9 protein-coding genes are annotated in these 17,629 nt (G+C 69.4%); 5 read left to right on the top strand and 4 right to left on the bottom strand.

Features of this window, described 5'->3' with window-relative positions; genetic code table 11:
• Positions 1–18: 18 nt before the first annotated feature.
• From EL338_RS07275 to EL338_RS07285, 3 genes are all read right to left on the bottom strand, one after another.
• Complete coding sequence (locus tag EL338_RS07275; RefSeq protein WP_235666397.1) at positions 19–1,086, bottom strand: PrsW family intramembrane metalloprotease; 1,068 nt, start codon at positions 1,084–1,086, stop codon at positions 19–21.
• Positions 1,083–1,637 (bottom strand): hypothetical protein, encoded by a 555-nt coding sequence (locus EL338_RS07280; RefSeq protein ID WP_126333116.1) that lies wholly within the window; start codon positions 1,635–1,637, stop codon positions 1,083–1,085. The genes EL338_RS07275 and EL338_RS07280 overlap by 4 nt, the downstream gene beginning before the upstream one ends.
• An 86-nt stretch (positions 1,638–1,723) precedes the next feature.
• Positions 1,724–2,992 carry an MFS transporter gene (locus EL338_RS07285; protein WP_126333117.1) on the bottom strand — a complete coding sequence of 423 codons (1,269 nt, stop codon included), beginning with the start codon at positions 2,990–2,992 and terminating at the stop codon, positions 1,724–1,726.
• An 893-nt stretch (positions 2,993–3,885) separates the two neighbouring features.
• Here EL338_RS07285 and EL338_RS07295 point away from each other — a divergent pair.
• From EL338_RS07295 to EL338_RS07310, 4 genes are all read left to right on the top strand, one after another.
• Positions 3,886–13,137 (top strand): fatty acid synthase subunit beta domain-containing protein, encoded by a 9,252-nt coding sequence (locus EL338_RS07295; RefSeq protein WP_435404891.1) that lies wholly within the window; start codon positions 3,886–3,888, stop codon positions 13,135–13,137.
• 46 nt (positions 13,138–13,183) lie between these two features.
• Positions 13,184–13,573 (top strand): holo-ACP synthase AcpS, encoded by a 390-nt coding sequence (acpS, locus tag EL338_RS07300; RefSeq protein WP_126333119.1) that lies wholly within the window; start codon positions 13,184–13,186, stop codon positions 13,571–13,573.
• 127 nt (positions 13,574–13,700) lie between these two features.
• On the top strand, positions 13,701–15,041 hold the full coding sequence (locus EL338_RS07305; RefSeq protein WP_126333120.1) for a dipeptidase: 1,341 nt from the start codon (positions 13,701–13,703) through the stop codon (positions 15,039–15,041).
• Between the two features lie 123 nt (positions 15,042–15,164).
• The gene (locus tag EL338_RS07310; protein WP_126333121.1) at positions 15,165–15,566 is read left to right on the top strand and encodes a DUF2510 domain-containing protein; all 402 of its coding nucleotides are present in this window, start codon (positions 15,165–15,167) and stop codon (positions 15,564–15,566) included.
• Positions 15,567–15,816: 250 nt separating this feature from the next.
• Here EL338_RS07310 and bcp read toward each other — a convergent pair whose 3' ends face one another.
• Positions 15,817–16,290: a thioredoxin-dependent thiol peroxidase gene (bcp, locus tag EL338_RS07315; RefSeq protein WP_126333122.1), complete on the bottom strand. Its 474-nt coding sequence runs from the start codon at positions 16,288–16,290 to the stop codon at positions 15,817–15,819.
• A 751-nt stretch (positions 16,291–17,041) separates the two neighbouring features.
• On the opposite strand from bcp, the gene EL338_RS07320 reads away from it, so the two are divergent.
• Positions 17,042–17,269, top strand: coding sequence for a DUF3618 domain-containing protein (locus EL338_RS07320; RefSeq protein WP_126333123.1), 228 nt, complete (start codon positions 17,042–17,044; stop codon positions 17,267–17,269).
• The last annotated feature ends 360 nt before the right edge of the window (positions 17,270–17,629 follow it).

The raw sequence follows: 17,629 nt of genomic DNA on the forward strand, positions 1-17,629 counted from the left end.
CAACCCAGCGCACCGAAATCACCGGTTGAGCAGGTCCAGAGCGTCGCGTTGACGTTGCCGGGCGGCCTTTTTGGCCTTCCGGCCGCCGGCGCGGCGCGCCTGCCGGAGGAACCGGCGCCGGTCGCGCCAGCTGCCGAGCGAGTCCAGGACCTCGTCGTCGACGCCGCGCAGCGGATCGACGTCGCGGCCCGCGGCGATCCGGCCGCGCACCCGGTCGCGTTCGTCGCGGATCAGCAGCAGCGCCGCGGTGAAGAAGATGACGAGGTTGATGGCGAACTTGGTCAGGATGTTCTCCGGCACCGGCGCATCCCAGACGAAATGCATGAACACGGCGCTGAACATCAGGGCGGCCGCGACGCCGAGGCGTCGGGCGGGGGACCAGCGGTCGCGCCCGGCGAACGACGGCAGGAGCACCAGCACGCCGACGGTGAACAACCCGGTGTAGGACCAGTGCGCGGGGATGGCCGTCAGGATGCGGGCAACGAGGTTGACACCGGCCCCGGCGAGGTCGGAGTCCAGGCTGTAGATCGCCGAGCGGGTCGCGTAGGTGAGGTCCTCGCTGATGTCGAAGCCGAAGCCGACGAACATCCCCAGCATCAACGCGTGGGCGATGCGGTTGTAGGTCGCGGCGCACAGCACCAGGATTACGGTGGCGCACAGCCCCTTTGCGGCTTCCTCGACGAAGGGGGCGCTGAGCGCCGGACCCCAGGCGGCCACCGTGTCGGGGTCCAGGACGCGCGCCCACAACTGCTGCAGGGCACCGTTGCCGTGCATCGCCATCACCACCGCGGTGGTCGCGCCCAGCGCGGCGCCGGCCACCAGGCCCTGCGGGTAGGGGCGCACGCTGCGGTACGGGTCGAACTTGAACATCAGCCACAGCAGGAAGACGATGAATCCCAGCCAGATCGGCGCCAGCGCCAACTGGGTGTTCAGGGTCTCGCTGATCGCCGGCCCGAATTCGCCCAGCAGCCCGAGGATCCCGAGGCCCAGGGCCGCGATCAGCAGCCAGAACACCGCGGACTGCGGCCGGTAGACCACGGGCCGGTCGGTGGCGGGGATGGTGTCGTCGGCAAGGGTGGCGGTCACGGCGCGGTCCTCGTCATCGGGCCGACGACGTCGGCGATCGGTGGGGCGGAGGGGCCGAGCGCGACCACGGACACGATCATGTCCTCGTCGGCGAGGAACGCGCAGCTGCCGGCGGCCGCGGCGGTGACCGCCAGGCAGGTGGTGCCCGTCAGCGTGCCGTCGGTGGATTCGACCCGGCCGCCGTCGAGTGCGGAGCTGATGCCCTGCACCCGGTTGAGCCGAATCAGCCGCTGCGCCACCGCATCGGGGTCGCGGCCGTCGAGATCGAAGACCTGGATCAGCACGGTGGCGTCCTCGCCTTGCAGCACCGCGCCGTCGCCGAGGTCGCGCGCCACCCAGCCGTCGGGCGCCACGACTGCCAGCCGGTGGCCGTCCTCGGTCGCGATGTCGAGCTGATCCTCGGCCTGGGCGTCCTGCCAAGGGGGTTCGGGCAACGCGGCATTGGCCAGCATCGGGATTCCGGGAACGGCGAGCAGACCGGCGGCAAGCGCCAGGGCGGCCGGCCGTTGGGTGAGCCCGCGGCGTCCGGCGGTGGTGTGGGGGACCGTCACAGACGGCAGCGTAACCGCCAATGCCCCGGCGCGAGGGGCGATTTCGGTGCGCTCGGTTGCGCACACCGCAACCCAGCGCACCGAAATCACTCGCGGCGGTCGTCGAAGAACTCCAGCAGGTACTTGCTCTCGTCGATGTCGCCGATGGTGCGGCGGGCCTTGCGGCGCGCGATGAGGATGGCGACGGCCGCGAGGATCCAGATGACGTACTGCGCCGCCCAGGCGTAGCGGAACGCGTCGAACGAGTAGCCCCCAGCGGCGTCGATGATCATGCCCATCGCCTGCATGACGAGCAGCGAGGCGATGAACCCGCCCATGTTGATGATGCCGGTCGCGGTGCCCAGGGTCCGGCTCGGATTGAACGTCCGCGCATGGTCGAAGCCGACCATCGAACCCGGCCCACCGATGGAGATCACGATGATCAACACCACCAGCAACCACAGCGGGGCGGGCCCGGGCAGCGCGAGCACCACGGCCCAGATGGCGGCGTTGCTGGCCATGATGCCGAGCACCAGCCACGATCGGCGGTGCGGATTGCGGGCCGTGATGATGCCGATCAGGATCCCCGCGGCGATGGCCGCGGCCACCGACACCGTCAGCAACGCGCCGGCGGTCCCGCGGGAAAGTCCCTGCGCCTCGGTCAGATACGGAATGCCCCACATCAGCGCGAACACGGTGATGGAGAACTGGCAGCCCATGTGCGTGAAGAAGCCGAGCCGGGTGCCCGGGCGCAGCCAGACCGTCTTGAGGCTGCCGAACGTCTCGGCCAGGTCGGCGCTGCGCACCACCTGGGCGCGCCCGCGCGGCGTATCGCGGACCACCACGATGGTCAGCACCACCACCAGTACCCCGAAGGCCGCCGCCGACAGGTAGGCCGTACTCCAGCCGGCGGCCCCGAGCAGCGCCAGGAAGGGCAGCGCCGACAGGACCTGTCCGAGCTGTCCGCAGATGCCGGTCAACTGCGTGACCATCGGGATCTGCCGCTCGGAGAACCAGTAGGGGACCAGCCGCAGGACCGAGATGAAGGTGAACGCGTCGCCCAGGCCGACCACCGCCCGGGCGGCGATGGCGGTGGGCAGCGATTCGCTGAACGCCAGGGTGAGCTGTCCGGCGGCCATCAGCAGCCCGCCGCTGACGATCATCGCCCGGGAGCCGAAGCGGTCCAGCAGCAGCCCGGCCGGGATCTGGGCGCCGGCGTAGACGACGATCTGCAGCACCACGAACGTCGAGAGGATCGCCGGGCTGGCGTTGAACCGGTCGGCTGCGTCGAGCCCGGACACCCCGAGGGTGGTGCGATCGAGCACGGCGACGATGTAGGCCAGAAGCCCCACGGACCACACGATCCAGCGCCGCACTGTTCCTCTGCCTTTCCCGGCGTCGCCGATTTCTCGACCCCCGAGCCCGCGTGGCCCCGTTCGATCATGCCAGCCCGGGCGGTGCGGGGCGACGCGGTTTCGGGGGTATCCGCCGCCACCGGCACCAGGGCCGCGGGATACCCGGATCCATTCGCTACGGCTCGGGCCGGCGCCCCGGCGGGCAGTGGATGTTCGGCGCGTCCACACGGTGCTCCGAGGCGCGCGACCTCTGCCGACACCGCCTCGGGATCGTCGCCACCCCGCCGCGCACCTGCAGTGGGTCGAGATCGACAAGCGCAAGGTCGCCGGGGCCGGCGTCGACATCGATCACCTCCGCAGACCCCGCTACGGCCATGGGACCGCCGAAAATTACCGACCAGTAAGATTTGCCAGCAAACTTCTCGGAGCGTCCGGGCGCAGAAGTGACGCAGATCGCATCCGGGCGAATGTCCGACGGCGCTCATTGCGGCGCGCTTCGGCGGCCGAAAATAGAAGATAACGATTCGGTAACAATCGTGCCGTGATCTGCGAACTTGTAGCTACTCGACCGTAACCACCCGTCAGCAGGATGTTTGTCCTCCAGGGCGGCGCACTCAGTTCAGCGGCACGTTACGCAACCCTGGGTTACCCGTCCGTAGAACTCGTCAGTAACCAATTTCGGCACGTCAACCGGGTCCGGCCTTATGACACTCTTAGTACAGCCGGTGCAACGCGAACGGCCGATTCAAGCCGATCGACGCACCACGCCGGCCCAATGGTGGACCGGCGCCGGTTCAGCAGGCGGACTCACCGAGGAGTCGCCAGGCCTCCGCTGGTCAGCGCGAGGACCCACAGACCCGAGACGCATCGCGACGAGCAGTACAAGACGTAGCAGAGACAGGGAGATACACAAGGTGACGATCTTCGAGCACGACCGTGCCATGAACGCCGGTGGATCCACCACCCCCAATGGCAGCGCTGCCGGGCCCGTACCGTCCACCCACGCCCTTGTCGACCGGCTGTCCGCCGGTGAGCCCTTCGCCGTCGCCTTCGGGGGACAGGGCAGCGCCTGGCTCGAGACGCTCGAGGAACTGGTGTCCTCGGCCGGTATCGAATCCGACCTCGCCACGCTGGCCGGCGAAGCCGAACTGCTGCTCGAGCCGGTCGCCCGCGAACTCGTCGTCGTGCGGCCCATCGGCTTCGAGCCGCTGCGCTGGGTGCGCGCGCTGGCCGCCGAGGAGCCCGTTCCCAGCGACAAGCAGCTGACCTCGGCCGCGGTCTCGGTCCCCGGCGTCCTGCTGACCCAGATCGCCGCCGTGCGCGCGCTGGCGCGTCAAGGCCTGGACCTTGCCACCACGCCCCCGGTGGCGCTGGCCGGACACTCCCAGGGCGTGCTGGGCGTCGAGGCGCTCAAGGCCGGTGGGGCCCGCGACGTCGAGTTGCTGGCGCTGGCGCAGCTGATCGGTGCCGCCGGCACCCTGGTGGCCCGCCGCCGTGGCATCGCGGTGCTGGGCGATCGCCCGCCGATGGTGTCGGTGACCAACGCCGACCCCGAGCGCATCTACGAGTTGCTCGAGGAGTTCAGCCAGGACGTGCGCACCGTGCTGCCCCCGGTGCTGTCGATCCGCAACGGCCGCCGCTCGGTGACCATCACCGGCACCCCCGAGCAGCTGTCCCGCTTCGAGCTGTACTGCCAGCAGATCGCCGACAAGGAAGAGGCCGAGCGCAAGAACAAGATCCGCGGCGGCGCGGTGTTCGCGCCGGTGTTCGACCCGGTTCAGGTCGAGGTGGGCTTCCACACGCCGCGGCTGTCCGACGGCGTCGAGATCGTCGGCGGCTGGGCCGAGGCGATCGGCATCGACGTGGAACTGGCCAAGGCGATGACCAAGGCCATCCTGATCGACCAGGTCGACTGGGTCGACGAGATCAACACCCTCAACGACGCCGGCGCCCGGTGGATCCTGGACCTGGGGCCCGGCGACATCCTGACCCGGCTGACCGCCCCGGTGATCCGCGGCCTGGGCATCGGCATCGTGCCCGCGGCCACCCGCGGCGGCCAGCGCAACCTGTTCACCATCGGCGCGGTCCCCGAGGTGGCCAAGCCGTGGTCGAGCTACGCCCCGCAGGTCGTGACGCTGCCCGACGGCTCGGTCAAGCTCTCGACGAAGTTCACCCGCCTCACCGGCCGTTCGCCGATCCTGCTGGCGGGCATGACGCCGACCACCGTCGACGCCAAGATCGTCGCCGCCGCGGCCAACGCCGGGCACTGGGCCGAGCTGGCCGGCGGCGGTCAGGTCACCGAGCCGATCTTCGCCGACCGCATCGAGGAGCTCACCGAGCTGCTCGAGCCGGGCCGCGCCGTCCAGTTCAACTCGCTGTTCCTCGACCCGTACCTGTGGAAGCTGCAGGTGGGCGGAAAGCGCTTGGTGCAGAAGGCCCGTCAGTCCGGGGCGCCGATCGACGGTCTGATCGTCACCGCCGGCATCCCCGAACTCGAGGAGGCCGTCGAGCTCATCGGTGAACTCAACGACCTGGGCATCAGCCACGTGGCGTTCAAGCCGGGCACCGTCGAGCAGATCCGCGCGGTCATCCGGATCGCCGCGGAGGTGCCGACCAAGCCGGTCATCGCCCACGTCGAGGGCGGCCGCGCCGGTGGCCACCACTCCTGGGAAGACCTCGACGACCTGCTGCTGGCCACCTACTCCGAGCTGCGTGGCCGCTCGAACATCACCGTCTGCGTCGGCGGTGGCATCGGCACGCCCGAGCGCGCGGCCGAGTACCTGTCCGGCCGTTGGTCGGAGGCCTACGGCTTCCCGCTGATGCCGGTCGACGGCATCCTGGTCGGCACCGCCGCGATGGCCACCCTGGAGGCCACCACCAGCCCGCAGGTCAAGCAGATGCTGGTCGACACCAACGGCACCGAGCACTGGGTTGGTGCCGGAAAAGCGCAGGGCGGCATGGCTTCCGGCCGCAGCCAGCTCGGCGCCGACATCCACGAGATCGACAACACCGCCTCGCGCTGCGGACGCCTGCTCGACGAGGTGGCCGGTGACGCCGACGCGGTCGCTGAGCGCCGCGACGAGATCATCGCCGCGATGGCCAACACGGCCAAGCCGTACTTCGGCGATGTCGCCGAGATGACCTACGAGCAGTGGCTGCGCCGCTACGTCGAGCTGGCCATCGGCGACGGCAGCTCCACCGCCGACTCCAAGCGGCCCGACTCGCCGTGGCTCGACATCACCTGGCGCGACCGGTTCCAGGAGATGCTGCAGCGCGTGGAGGCGCGGCTCAACGCCGCCGACTACGGCCCCATCGAAACCCTGTACGGCGCAACCGAAGCCGGCGAGGCACTGCTGGAAGATCCGCAGCTGGCCATCGCCGAGCTGCTGGCCGCCTACCCGGATGCAGCCACCGTCCGGCTGCACCCCGCCGACGTGCCGTTCTTCGTACAGCTGTGCAAGACCCTCGGCAAGCCGGTCAACTTCGTTCCCGTCATCGACAAGGACGTGCGCCGCTGGTGGCGCAGTGACTCGCTGTGGCAGGCGCACGACGCGCGCTACCCGGCCGATCAGGTCTGCATCATCCCGGGCACCGCGGCCGTCGCGGGCATCACCCGGGTCGACGAGCCGGTGGGTGAACTGCTGGACCGCTTCGAGCAGGCCGCCGTCGACGGCGTGCTCGCCGCCGGTGCCGAGCCCACCCCGGTGATCGCGCGGCTGGCCGACGTCACCGGACCGCTGGCCCTGGTGCTGGACGCCCCCGACGTGCTGTGGGCCGGTCGCATCGCGACCAACCCGGTGCACCGGATCGCCCCGCCGGCAGACTGGCAGGTGCACGAGACCGGCAGCGCCACCAACCACGCCACCGGCGCCCGCCTCGAGGTCGTCGGCGAGCAGGTCGTGCTGAGCCTGCCGCTGTCGGGCACCTGGATCGAGATCAAGTTCAGCCTGCCGGCCACCACCGTCGACGGTGGCGCACCGGTGGTCTCGGTCGAGGACGCCTCGACCGCAATGCGTTCCGTGCTGGCCATCGCGGCCGGCGTCGACGGCCCCGACGCGCTGCCGCCGGTGCGGGTCACCGACGGACGGGCCACCACCACGGTCACTGTCGACTGGGATCCCGAGCGCGTCGCCGATCACACCGGCGTCACCGCGACGTTTGGAGCCCCGCTGGCCCCGACGCTGACGGTGGTCCCCGACGCCCTGGTCGGACGCTGCTGGCCCGCGGTCTTCGCCGCCATCGGTTCGGCGCTCACCGACTCCGGCTTCCCGGTGGTCGAGGGCCTGCTGAGCCTGGTGCACCTCGACCACGCCGCACAGATGGTGCGCGCGCTGCCCACCGAGCGGACCGAATTGACCGTCACCGCAACGGCTTCGGCGGCCTATGACACCGAGGTCGGCCGCGTGGTGCCGGTCACCGTCAACGTCTCCGACGCCTCCGGTGCGGTGCTGGCCGCCCTCGAGGAGCGCTTCGCGATCCGCGGCCGCACCGGCGCTGCCGAGTTGGCCGACCCGGTGCGCGCCGGGGGAGCGGTGTCCTCCAACGCCACCGACACCCCGCGTCGTCGTCGCCGCGACATCACCATCACCGCGCCGGTCGACATGCGGCCCTTCGCCGTGGTCTCCGGTGACCACAACCCGATCCACACCGATCAGGCCGCGGCGCTGCTGGCCGGCCTGGAATCGCCCATCGTGCACGGCATGTGGCTCTCGGCCGCCGCGCAGCACGTGGTGACCGCCACCGACGGCACGCCCGTCCCGCCGGCCAAGCTGCTCGGCTGGACCGCACGTTTCCTGGGCATGGTGCTGCCGGGCGACGAGGTCGAGTTCCGCGTCGACCGCGTCGGCGTCGACCTGGGCGCCGAGGTGCTCGAGATCTCCGCGCGGGTCGGCTCGGACCTGAAGATGGCGGCCACCGCGCGCCTGACGGCGCCCAAGACCGTCTACGCCTTCCCGGGCCAGGGCATCCAGTCCAAGGGCATGGGCATGGAGGTGCGCGCCCGCTCCAAGGCCGCGCGCAAGGTGTGGGACCGCGCCGACAAGTTCACCCGCGAAACCCTGGGCTTCTCGGTGCTGCACGTGGTCCGGGACAACCCGACCTCGTTGATCGCCTCCGGTGTGCACTACGAGCACCCCGAGGGTGTGCTGTACCTGACCCAGTTCACCCAGGTCGCGATGGCCACCACGGCTGCCGCCCAGGTGGCCGAGATGCGGGAGCAGGGCGCGTTCGTCGAGGGGGCGATCGCCTGCGGTCACTCCGTCGGTGAGTACACCGCGCTGGCCTGCGTGTCGGGCGTCATCGAGCTCGAAGGCCTGTTGGAGGCGGTGTTCCACCGCGGTTCCAAGATGCACGACATCGTGCCGCGGGACGAGCGCGGGCGGTCCAACTACCGCCTGGCGGCGATCCGGCCCAGCCAGATCGACCTCGACGACGATGACGTCAAGGATTTCGTCGCCGAGATCTCCGAGCGCACCGGCGAATTCCTGCAGATCGTGAACTACAACCTGCGCGGTGCCCAGTACGCGATCGCCGGCACCGTGCGCGGTCTGGAGGCCCTGGAGGAAGAGGTCGAGCGTCGCCGCGAGATCTCCGGCGGCAAGCGTTCGTTCATCCTGGTGCCCGGCATCGACGTGCCGTTCCACTCCAGCGTGCTGCGGGTGGGCGTCGACGACTTCCGGCGCAGCCTCGAGCGGGTGCTCCCGCGCGACCGCGATCCGGAGCTGGTGGTCGGCCGTTACATCCCGAACCTGGTGCCGCGGCCGTTCACCCTGGACCGCGACTTCATCCAGGAGATCCGCGATCTGGTCCCGGCCGAGCCCCTCGACGAGATCCTGGCCGACTACGACACCTGGCGTAACGAGAAGCCGGTCGAGTTGTGCCGCAAGATCGTCATCGAGCTGCTGGCCTGGCAGTTCGCCAGCCCGGTGCGCTGGATCGAGACGCAGGACCTGCTGTTCATCGAGGAGGCCGCCGGTGGCCTCGGGGTGGAACGGTTCGTCGAGATCGGCGTGAAGAACGCGCCGACGGTCGCGGGCCTGGCCACCAACACGCTCAAGCTGCCGGAGTACGCGCACAGCACCGTCGAGGTGCTCAACGCCGAGCGGGACGCCGCGGTGCTGTTCGCCAACGACACCGATCCCGAGCCCGAAGAGGAACCGGCCGAGCCGGCCGAGACCGCGGCCGCCGAGGCCCCGGCCGCCGTCGAGGCGGCACCGGCTCCGGCCGCCGCGCCGGCGGCTCCCGCCGGTGGCCCGCGCCCCGACGACATCGTGTTCGACGCCGCGGACGCCACGGTGGCGCTCATCGCGCTGTCGGCCAAGATGCGGCTCGACCAGATCGAGGCGCTGGACTCCATCGAGTCGATCACCGACGGTGCCTCCTCGCGCCGTAATCAGCTGCTGGTGGACCTCGGCTCCGAGCTGAACCTGGGCGCCATCGACGGTGCCGCCGAGGCGGACCTGGGTGCGCTCAAGGGGCAGGTGACCAAGCTGGCGCGGACCTACAAGCCGTTCGGTCCGGTGCTCTCCGATGCGATCAACGACCAGTTGCGCACCGTGCTCGGGCCCTCCGGCAAGCGTCCGGCCTACATCACCGAGCGGGTCTCGAAGGTGTGGGAGCTGGGCCCGGGCTGGGCCAAGCACGCCACCGTCGAACTCGCGCTGGGCACCCGGGAGGGTTCCAGCGTGCGCGGCGGCGGCCTCGGCGGCCTGCACGAGGGCGCGCTCGCGGATGCGGGCGCGGTCGACAAGGCCATCGACGCCGCGGTCGCCGCGGTCGGTGCCCGCAAGGGTGTCGCCGTGTCGCTGCCGTCGGCCGGCGGTGCCGCCGGCGGGGTCGTGGACTCCGCGGCGCTCGGCGAGTTCGCCGAGCAGGTCACCGGCCCGGACGGCGTGTTGGCCACGGCCGCCCGTCAGGTGCTCAGCCAGCTGGGTCTCGACAGCCCGGTCACCGCGCCCGAGCAGGCCACCGACGCCGAACTCGTCGACCTGGTGTCGGCCGAACTCGGTTCGGACTGGCCGCGTCTGGTGTCTCCGGCGTTCGACGGCCGCAAGGCCGTTGTGCTCGACGACCGGTGGGCCAGTGCGCGCGAGGACCTGGTCAAGCTGTGGCTGGCCGAAGAGAACGAGATCGACGGCGACTGGCCGCGCCTGTCGGAGCGGTTCGAGGGCGCCGGGCATGTCGTTGCCACGCAAGCCAATTGGTGGCAGGGCAAGGCGCTGGCCGCGGGCCGCAACGTGCACGCCTCGCTGTTCGGCCGGATCGCCGCGGGCGCCGAGAACCCCGGCACCGGTCGGTATTCCGACGAGGTCGCCGTGGTGACGGGCGCGTCGAAGGGTTCGATCGCCTCCGCGGTGGTCGGTCAGTTGCTCGAGGGCGGTGCGACCGTCGTCGCCACCACCTCGCGCCTCGACGATGCGCGGTTGGCGTTCTACAAGGACCTCTACCGGGAGAACGCCCGCTTCGGCGCCACCCTGTGGGTGGTCCCGGCGAACATGGCCTCCTACGCCGACATCGACGCGCTGGTCGAGTGGGTGGGGACCGAGCAGAGCGAAAACCTTGGGCCGCAATCGATTCACCTCAAGGACGCGCAGACCCCGACGCTGCTGTTCCCGTTCGCCGCGCCGCGCGTGGGCGGGGATCTGTCGGAGGTCGGGTCCCGCGCCGAGATGGAGATGAAGGTGCTGCTGTGGGCCGTCGAGCGGCTCATCGCGGGGCTGTCCACGATCGGCGCCGAGCGCGATATCGCCTCCCGCCTGCACGTGGTGCTGCCCGGTTCGCCCAACCGCGGCACCTTCGGTGGTGACGGGGCCTACGGCGAGGCGAAGTCCGCGCTGGACGCGCTGGTCAACCGCTGGAAGGCCGAGAGTTCGTGGGCCGAGCGGGTCACGCTGGCGCACGCGCTGATCGGCTGGACCAAGGGCACCGGCCTGATGGGTCACAACGACGTCATCGTCGACGCGGTCGAAGAGGCCGGCGTGACCACCTACACCAGCGCGGAGATGGCGGCCATGCTGCTGCAACTGTGCTCCCCGGAGTCGAAGGTGGCCGCGGCCGCCGAGCCCATCAAGGCCGACCTGACCGGTGGACTGGCCGAGGTGGAGCTCGACATGGGTGCGCTGGCCGCCAAGGCCCGCGAGGAGATGTCGGCCGAATCCGCGGAGACCGAGGACGAGGACCTCGACGGCACCATCGCCGCGCTGCCCTCGCCGCCGCGCGGGTACAGCCCGGCCCCGGCGCCGGCGTGGGACGACCTGGACGTCGACCCGGCCGATCTGGTGGTCATCGTCGGCGGTGCGGAACTGGGCCCGTACGGCTCGTCGCGCACCCGCTTCGAGATGGAGGTCGACAACGAGCTGTCCGCCGCGGGCGTGCTCGAGCTGGCCTGGACCACCGGCCTGATCAAGTGGGAGGACGACCCGACCCCGGGTTGGTACGACGCCGACTCCGGTGAGTTGGTGCCGGAGGCCGAACTGGTCGAGCGCTACCACGACACCGTGGTCGAGCGTTGCGGCATCCGCGAATTCGTCGACGACGGTGCGATCGATCCCGATCACGCCTCGCCGCTGTTGGTCAGCGTGTTCCTGGACCGCGACTTCTCGTTCGTGGTCTCGAGCGAGGCCGACGCCCGGGCGTTCGTCTCCTACGACCCCGAGCACACGGTCGCCCGCCCGGTCCCGGACAGCTCCGACTGGGAGGTGATCCGCAAGGCGGGCACCGAGATTCGGGTTCCGCGCAAGACCAAGCTGTCGCGGACGGTGGGGGCGCAGATCCCGACCGGGTTCGATCCCACAGTGTGGGGCGTCAGCCAGGACATGGCCAACTCGATCGACCGGGTGGCGCTGTGGAACATCGTCGCGACCGTCGACGCGTTCCTGTCGTCGGGCTTCACGCCGACCGAGCTGATGCGCTGGGTGCACCCGAGCCTGGTGGCCAGCACGCAGGGCACCGGCATGGGCGGCATGACCTCGATGCAGACCATGTACCACGGCAACCTGCTGGGCCGCTCCAAGCCGAACGACATCCTGCAGGAAGTCCTGCCCAACGTCGTTGCCGCGCATGTGATGCAGAGCTACGTCGGTGGTTACGGCGCGATGATCCATCCGGTCGGCGCGTGCGCCACCGCGGCGGTCTCGGTCGAGGAGGGCGTCGACAAGATCCGCCTCGGCAAGGCCGATCTGGTGGTCGCCGGCGGTTTCGACGACCTGACGCTGGAAGCGATCATCGGTTTCGGTGACATGGCGGCCACCGCCGACACCGAGATGATGCGCGCCAAGGGCATCAGCGACTCGAAGTTCTCCCGCGCCAACGACCGTCGTCGTCTCGGGTTCCTCGAGGCCCAAGGCGGCGGCACCATCCTGTTGGCCCGGGGCGACCTGGCCGCCAAGATGGGGCTGCCGGTGCTGGCGGTCGTCGGCTACGCGCAGAGCTTCGCCGACGGTGTGCACACCTCGATCCCGGCTCCGGGGCTCGGCGCGCTGGGCGCCGGGCGCGGCGGCAAGGATTCGCAGCTGGCCCGCTCGCTGGCCAAGCTGGGCGTCGGCGCCGACGACATCGCGGTGATCTCCAAGCACGACACCTCGACGCTGGCCAACGATCCCAACGAGACCGAGCTGCACGAGCGGCTGGCCGACTCGATGGGCCGCTCGGAGGGCGCGCCGCTGTTCATCGTCAGCCAGAAGACGCTGACCGGCCACGCCAAGGGCGGTGCCGCGGTGTTCCAGCTGATGGGCCTGTGCCAGATCCTGCGCGACGGCGTGATCCCGCCGAACCGCAGCCTGGACTGCGTCGACGACGAGCTGGCCGGCTCCGGTCACTTCGTCTGGGTGCGCGACACCCTGCGGCTGGGCGACAAGTTCCCGCTGAAGGCCGGTCTGGTGACCAGCCTGGGCTTCGGTCACGTGTCGGGTCTGGTGGCGCTGGTGCATCCGCAGGCGTTCCTGGCCGCACTCGATCCCGCGCAGCGCGACGATTACGTCGCCCGGGCGCAGGAGCGCGTGCTGGCCGGTCAGCACCGGTTGGCCTCGGCGATCGCCGGCGGCCGGCCGATGTACGAGCGGCCCGCCGACCGTCGCTTCGACCACGACGCACCGGAGAAGAAGCAGGAAGCGGCCATGCTGCTGAATGCGGCGGCGCGCCTCGGCGACGGCGACGTCTACATCCGGTGATCGGCTCAGTGTCCATCGACGGGACGGTTCCGTTAGGGTTCACGCCGTGGCGATAGTCGGAGTGGGGATCGACCTGGTGTCCATCCCGGAGTTTGCCGAGCAGGTCGACCAGCCCGGGACGGTCTTCGCCGAGACCTTCACCCCGGGGGAGCGCCGCGACGCCGCCGACAAGAGTTCGGTGGCGGCGCGGCACCTGGCGGCCCGCTGGGCGGCGAAAGAGGCGGTCATCAAGGCGTGGTCGAGTTCGCGCTTCGCGCAGCGGCCGGTGCTGCCCGAGGCGATCCACCGCGACATCGAGGTGGTCACCGACATGTGGGGTCGGCCCAAGGTGCGGCTCACCGGCGAGATCGCCAAGCACCTGGCCGAGGTGACCATCCACGTGTCGCTGACCCACGAGGCCGACACGGCGGCCGCGGTCGCCATCCTCGAATCCTGACCCTGTCCCGCGCGAGCGTGCTGGGCCCAATTCAGCGCGAGCGTGCGTGTCCGCGGGCAACACGCCGGGTGATTTTCCGGTTCTGCGCACGTTCGCGCAGCCAGGAGCCCCGCACTAATCTGGCCGCATGAGCGATCTCGAAGCCCGCGTCCGTGAGGTGCTGCCGTCGGTGCGCGCCGATCTCGAGGACCTGGTGCGCATCCAGTCGGTCTGGGCCGACCCGGAGCGCCGCGACGAGGTGCACCGCAGCGCGCGTGCCGTCGCGGACCTGTTCACCGGCGTCGGCTTCCCCGACGTCCAGATCGTCAGCGAGGGCGGCGCCCCGGCGGTGATCGCCCGCCATCCCGCGCCGCCCGGCGCGCCGACGGTGCTGCTCTACGCCCATCACGACGTGCAACCCGAGGGCGACGTCGCGCAGTGGCACTCGCCGCCGTTCGAGCCCACCGAGCGCAACGGCCGACTCTACGGCCGCGGCACCGCCGACGACAAGGCCGGTATCGCAACCCATTTGGCGGCCCTGCGGGCACTGAGCGCCGGCGGCAACGCGTTGCCGGTCGGGGTCACGGTGTTCGTCGAGGGGGAGGAGGAGTCCGGGTCCCCGTCGCTCGGGCGCCTGCTGGCCGCGCACCGCGACGCCCTGGCCGCCGACGTGATTGTCATTGCCGATTCCGACAACTGGAGCACCGAGATCCCCGCGCTGACGGTGTCGCTGCGCGGTCTGGCCGACTGCGTGGTCGAGGTGGCGACGCTCGACCACGGTTTGCACTCGGGGCTGTGGGGCGGGGTGGTGCCCGATGCCATCACGGTCCTGGTGCGCCTGCTCGCCACCCTGCACGATGACGACGGCAACGTGGCCGTCGAGGGTCTGCACGAGGGCACCGCGGCCGACGTGGACCGCGGGCCGGACTGGGTGCGCGCCGAGACCGGTCTGCTCGACGGCGTCTCCGAGATCGGCACCGGCTCTGTGGTGCAACGGCTTTGGGCCAAGCCCGCCATCACGGTCATCGGCATCGACACCACGCCGATCGCCAAGGCCTCCAACACGCTGATCCCGTCGGCGCGGGCCAAGGTGTCCCTGCGGGTGGCCCCCGGGGGCGACGCCGCCGCGCACCTGGATGCCCTGCGCCGCCACCTCGAGACGCACGCACCGTGGGGTGCGAAGGTCACCGTGACCCCCGGCGACGTGGGACAGCCGTATGCCATCGACGCCACCGGGCCGGTCTACGAGGCCGCCCGCACCGCCTTCGCGCAGGCGTGGGGGGCGGCCCCGGTCGACATGGGGATGGGCGGATCCATCCCGTTCATCGCCGAGTTCGCCGAGGCGTACCCGGCCGCGACCATCCTGGTGACCGGCGTCGAAGATCCGGGCACCCAGGCGCACAGCATCAACGAGAGCCTGGACCTGTTGGTGCTGGCGAAGGCCGCGATGGCCGAGTCGTTGTTCCTGGCGGCCCTTGCGCCGGACTAGACGGAGATGTCGCGACGCAGCTTGGCGACGTGACCGGTGGCCTTCACGTTGTACTGTGTTCAGCCGGGATGTCGGGGCTCCTTGCTACCCTCTGACCAATCGCGACAGAGGGGGAAATCCGCTGTGACACAACCATCGCAGGCACCTGGTTGGTATCCAGACCCGTCGAATCCAGACAAGCAGATCTACTGGGACGGCAGCGCGTGGCGCGGTGAACCGTCTGCGGAGGCCGAGAAGAACAGCAAGGGCAAGCAAACCGCGGTTGCGGTGGGTGTCTGTCTGCTGGTCGGTATCGGTCTGCTGATGTCGATGCAGTCGGTAAGCCTCATGAGCGGGTCGGGTCCCTTATGGACCGGGGTCGGCTTCGTCGCAGCCGGCCTTGCCGTCTCGTTCTTCTTAGGTGCCGCGAACTGGGTACGCGTGGTCGCTGTTGCGGTTTTGCTTCTCGCTCTGGTGAACGTGTTGTACGTCGAGAACGAGATGGACAACAGGCGCAACGAGATATCCCAGTTGTTCGACAACTAGTTCCCCACAGCAGTTAGTTGCGGCGCGGCCAGCGCCAGCGTCTGCGTCGTGGACACCAACGTCCGGTTGCTTCGATGATCTTCGGTGAATTTTCGACAGGTTCGCACGATCGCATAAGAGAACGCCAGCCAGCGGGACCGCCACCTTGTTCGAGAGTTCATTCTCCATGGAGAGCCCGCTGGCTTGGCGGTTGTGAAAGATCTTGTGCTCGATGGACTGCTGAATCTTCGGTTGTTGTTCCGGCGCAGGATCAGACGGAGATGTCGCGACGCAGCTTAGCGACGTGACCGGTGGCCTTCACGTTGTACTGCGCCACCTCGATGTTGCCCTTTTCATCGACGACGAACGTCGAGCGGATGACGCCCTGCACAGTCTTGCCGTACATCTTCTTCTCCCCGAAGGCGCCCCACGCGGTGAGCACTTCCTTGTCCGGGTCGGACAGCAGCGGGAAGGTGAGCCCTTCGGTGTCGCGGAACTTCGCGAGCTTCTCGGGCTTGTCCGGCGAGATGCCGATGACGTCCAGGCCGGCGTCGTTGAGCTCGGCGAGGCTGTCGCGGAAGTCGCAGGCCTGCTTGGTGCAGCCGGGCGTCGACGCGGCGGGGTAGAAGTAGACGATCACCTTGCGGCCGCGGTAGTCGGCGAGTTTCACCGTCTTGCCGTCGGCGTCGGGCAGTGCGAATTCGGGTGCTTTGTCACCTGCTGTGAGACGAGCCGTTGCGGTCAACGTTGTTCCTTCCTGTGTCGCCTTGCGGCATTGGTCGCTCAGCGGCCGAAACGCCCTGAGCTGCTTTCCTGGTCGTTCAGTTTCACCGCGGCCAACTCGCCGGTGCCTGTCGGAGATACCACGCTAGGTCAGGCCAGCGTCTTAGGTCTGGGATGGCGTCTTCGTACATCTTCAATGGGCTACCCGTTCGGCACCGCGCGACCTCGGCGCCTTCGTCACGGACTACGCGCTCGACGGCCGTGCGGTCTCCTGGGTCGATGTCCGGTTCACCGGCAGTTTCTTGCAGTAATGCGTAGTGTGCCCAAATCGCTCTGCGGGCTGCCCCGCGGCGCTTGCCCCGGTCGACCGCGATCACTTCGTCTGGGTAGCGCGCGAGTACTTCGCCCAGTTCCATTCCGCCGGTCAACAACCTCGCAGCTTCTGCGCGGGTCTGTTTATTGGGCCACAGCCGCAGTCTCCGTTCCACAACGCGATTAATGCGATCCCACCCCTTCAGCAGCTAAGACTCCGCAGTGCGTGCTATTTGCGGTCCAGATCCAGATCGGATCTACCTGGTACACCCGTCTGTTCGGTCCGCTTGCCGTCGGCGTCGGGCAGTGCGAACGCCGGTGCTTTGTCACCTGCTGTGAGACGAGCCGTTGCGGTCAACTTTGTTCCTTCCTGTCCACCGGTGGTGGATTACGGTGCCAGCTGATCTAGGGTAATTCGGCAGGTACTGCAAGAGTCGGACTGCCGGACATGGAGGATGAGCGTGGCGGATCGGGATCCCGAAGAGATCATGAAGGAGATCGATCAGGCGCGCGACCAGTTGGCGGCGACGGTGGACTCGCTGGCCGCTCGCGCGAACCCGCAGCGGATCGCGGAGGACGCCAAGGCGCGCGCCCTGGCGTTCGTGCAGAAGCCGGCGGTGACGATCTCGCTGGCGGGGCTGGGTGTGCTGACCGTCGCGCTGGTCATCCGCCGACTCCGCAACCGCTGAATCAGCGGCGAAAAAACCACCTGAACGGCCACGGGGCGGCCGGCGGGTTGGCCTGCATGCCCAATCGGCTGCAGTGAATGACCTTGATCGGTGCCGTTGCTGGCGGGTGGGAAGCTAGCGCCACGACGATGTCAACGTCGGGCAGGTCTGTCCGTGACGACGGCTCAACCGTTGTCATAGCTAACGACCTCGTTCCCAGCTGCCGACTGTGTCCGTTAACCCGTAGGTGGTTGCAGCTGTTCCGATACTAGCAGTAGTGGAACGTATTTGTGCAGCATAAGCCGCATTATTGCCCACGCAAGTAAAGTGTGCGGTACCGGCGGTTCCGTTTCGGCAAATTAACTGTGCCGTCACACGTCA

This window comes from Mycolicibacterium chitae (assembly GCF_900637205.1).
GTDB lineage: Bacteria > Actinomycetota > Actinomycetes > Mycobacteriales > Mycobacteriaceae > Mycobacterium > Mycobacterium chitae.

Coding starts and splice junctions, on each gene's coding strand:
- EL338_RS07305 (WP_126333120.1), top strand. CDS start 13,701: ATGAGCGATCTCGAAGCCCGCGTCCGTGAGGTGCTGCCGTCGGTGCGC.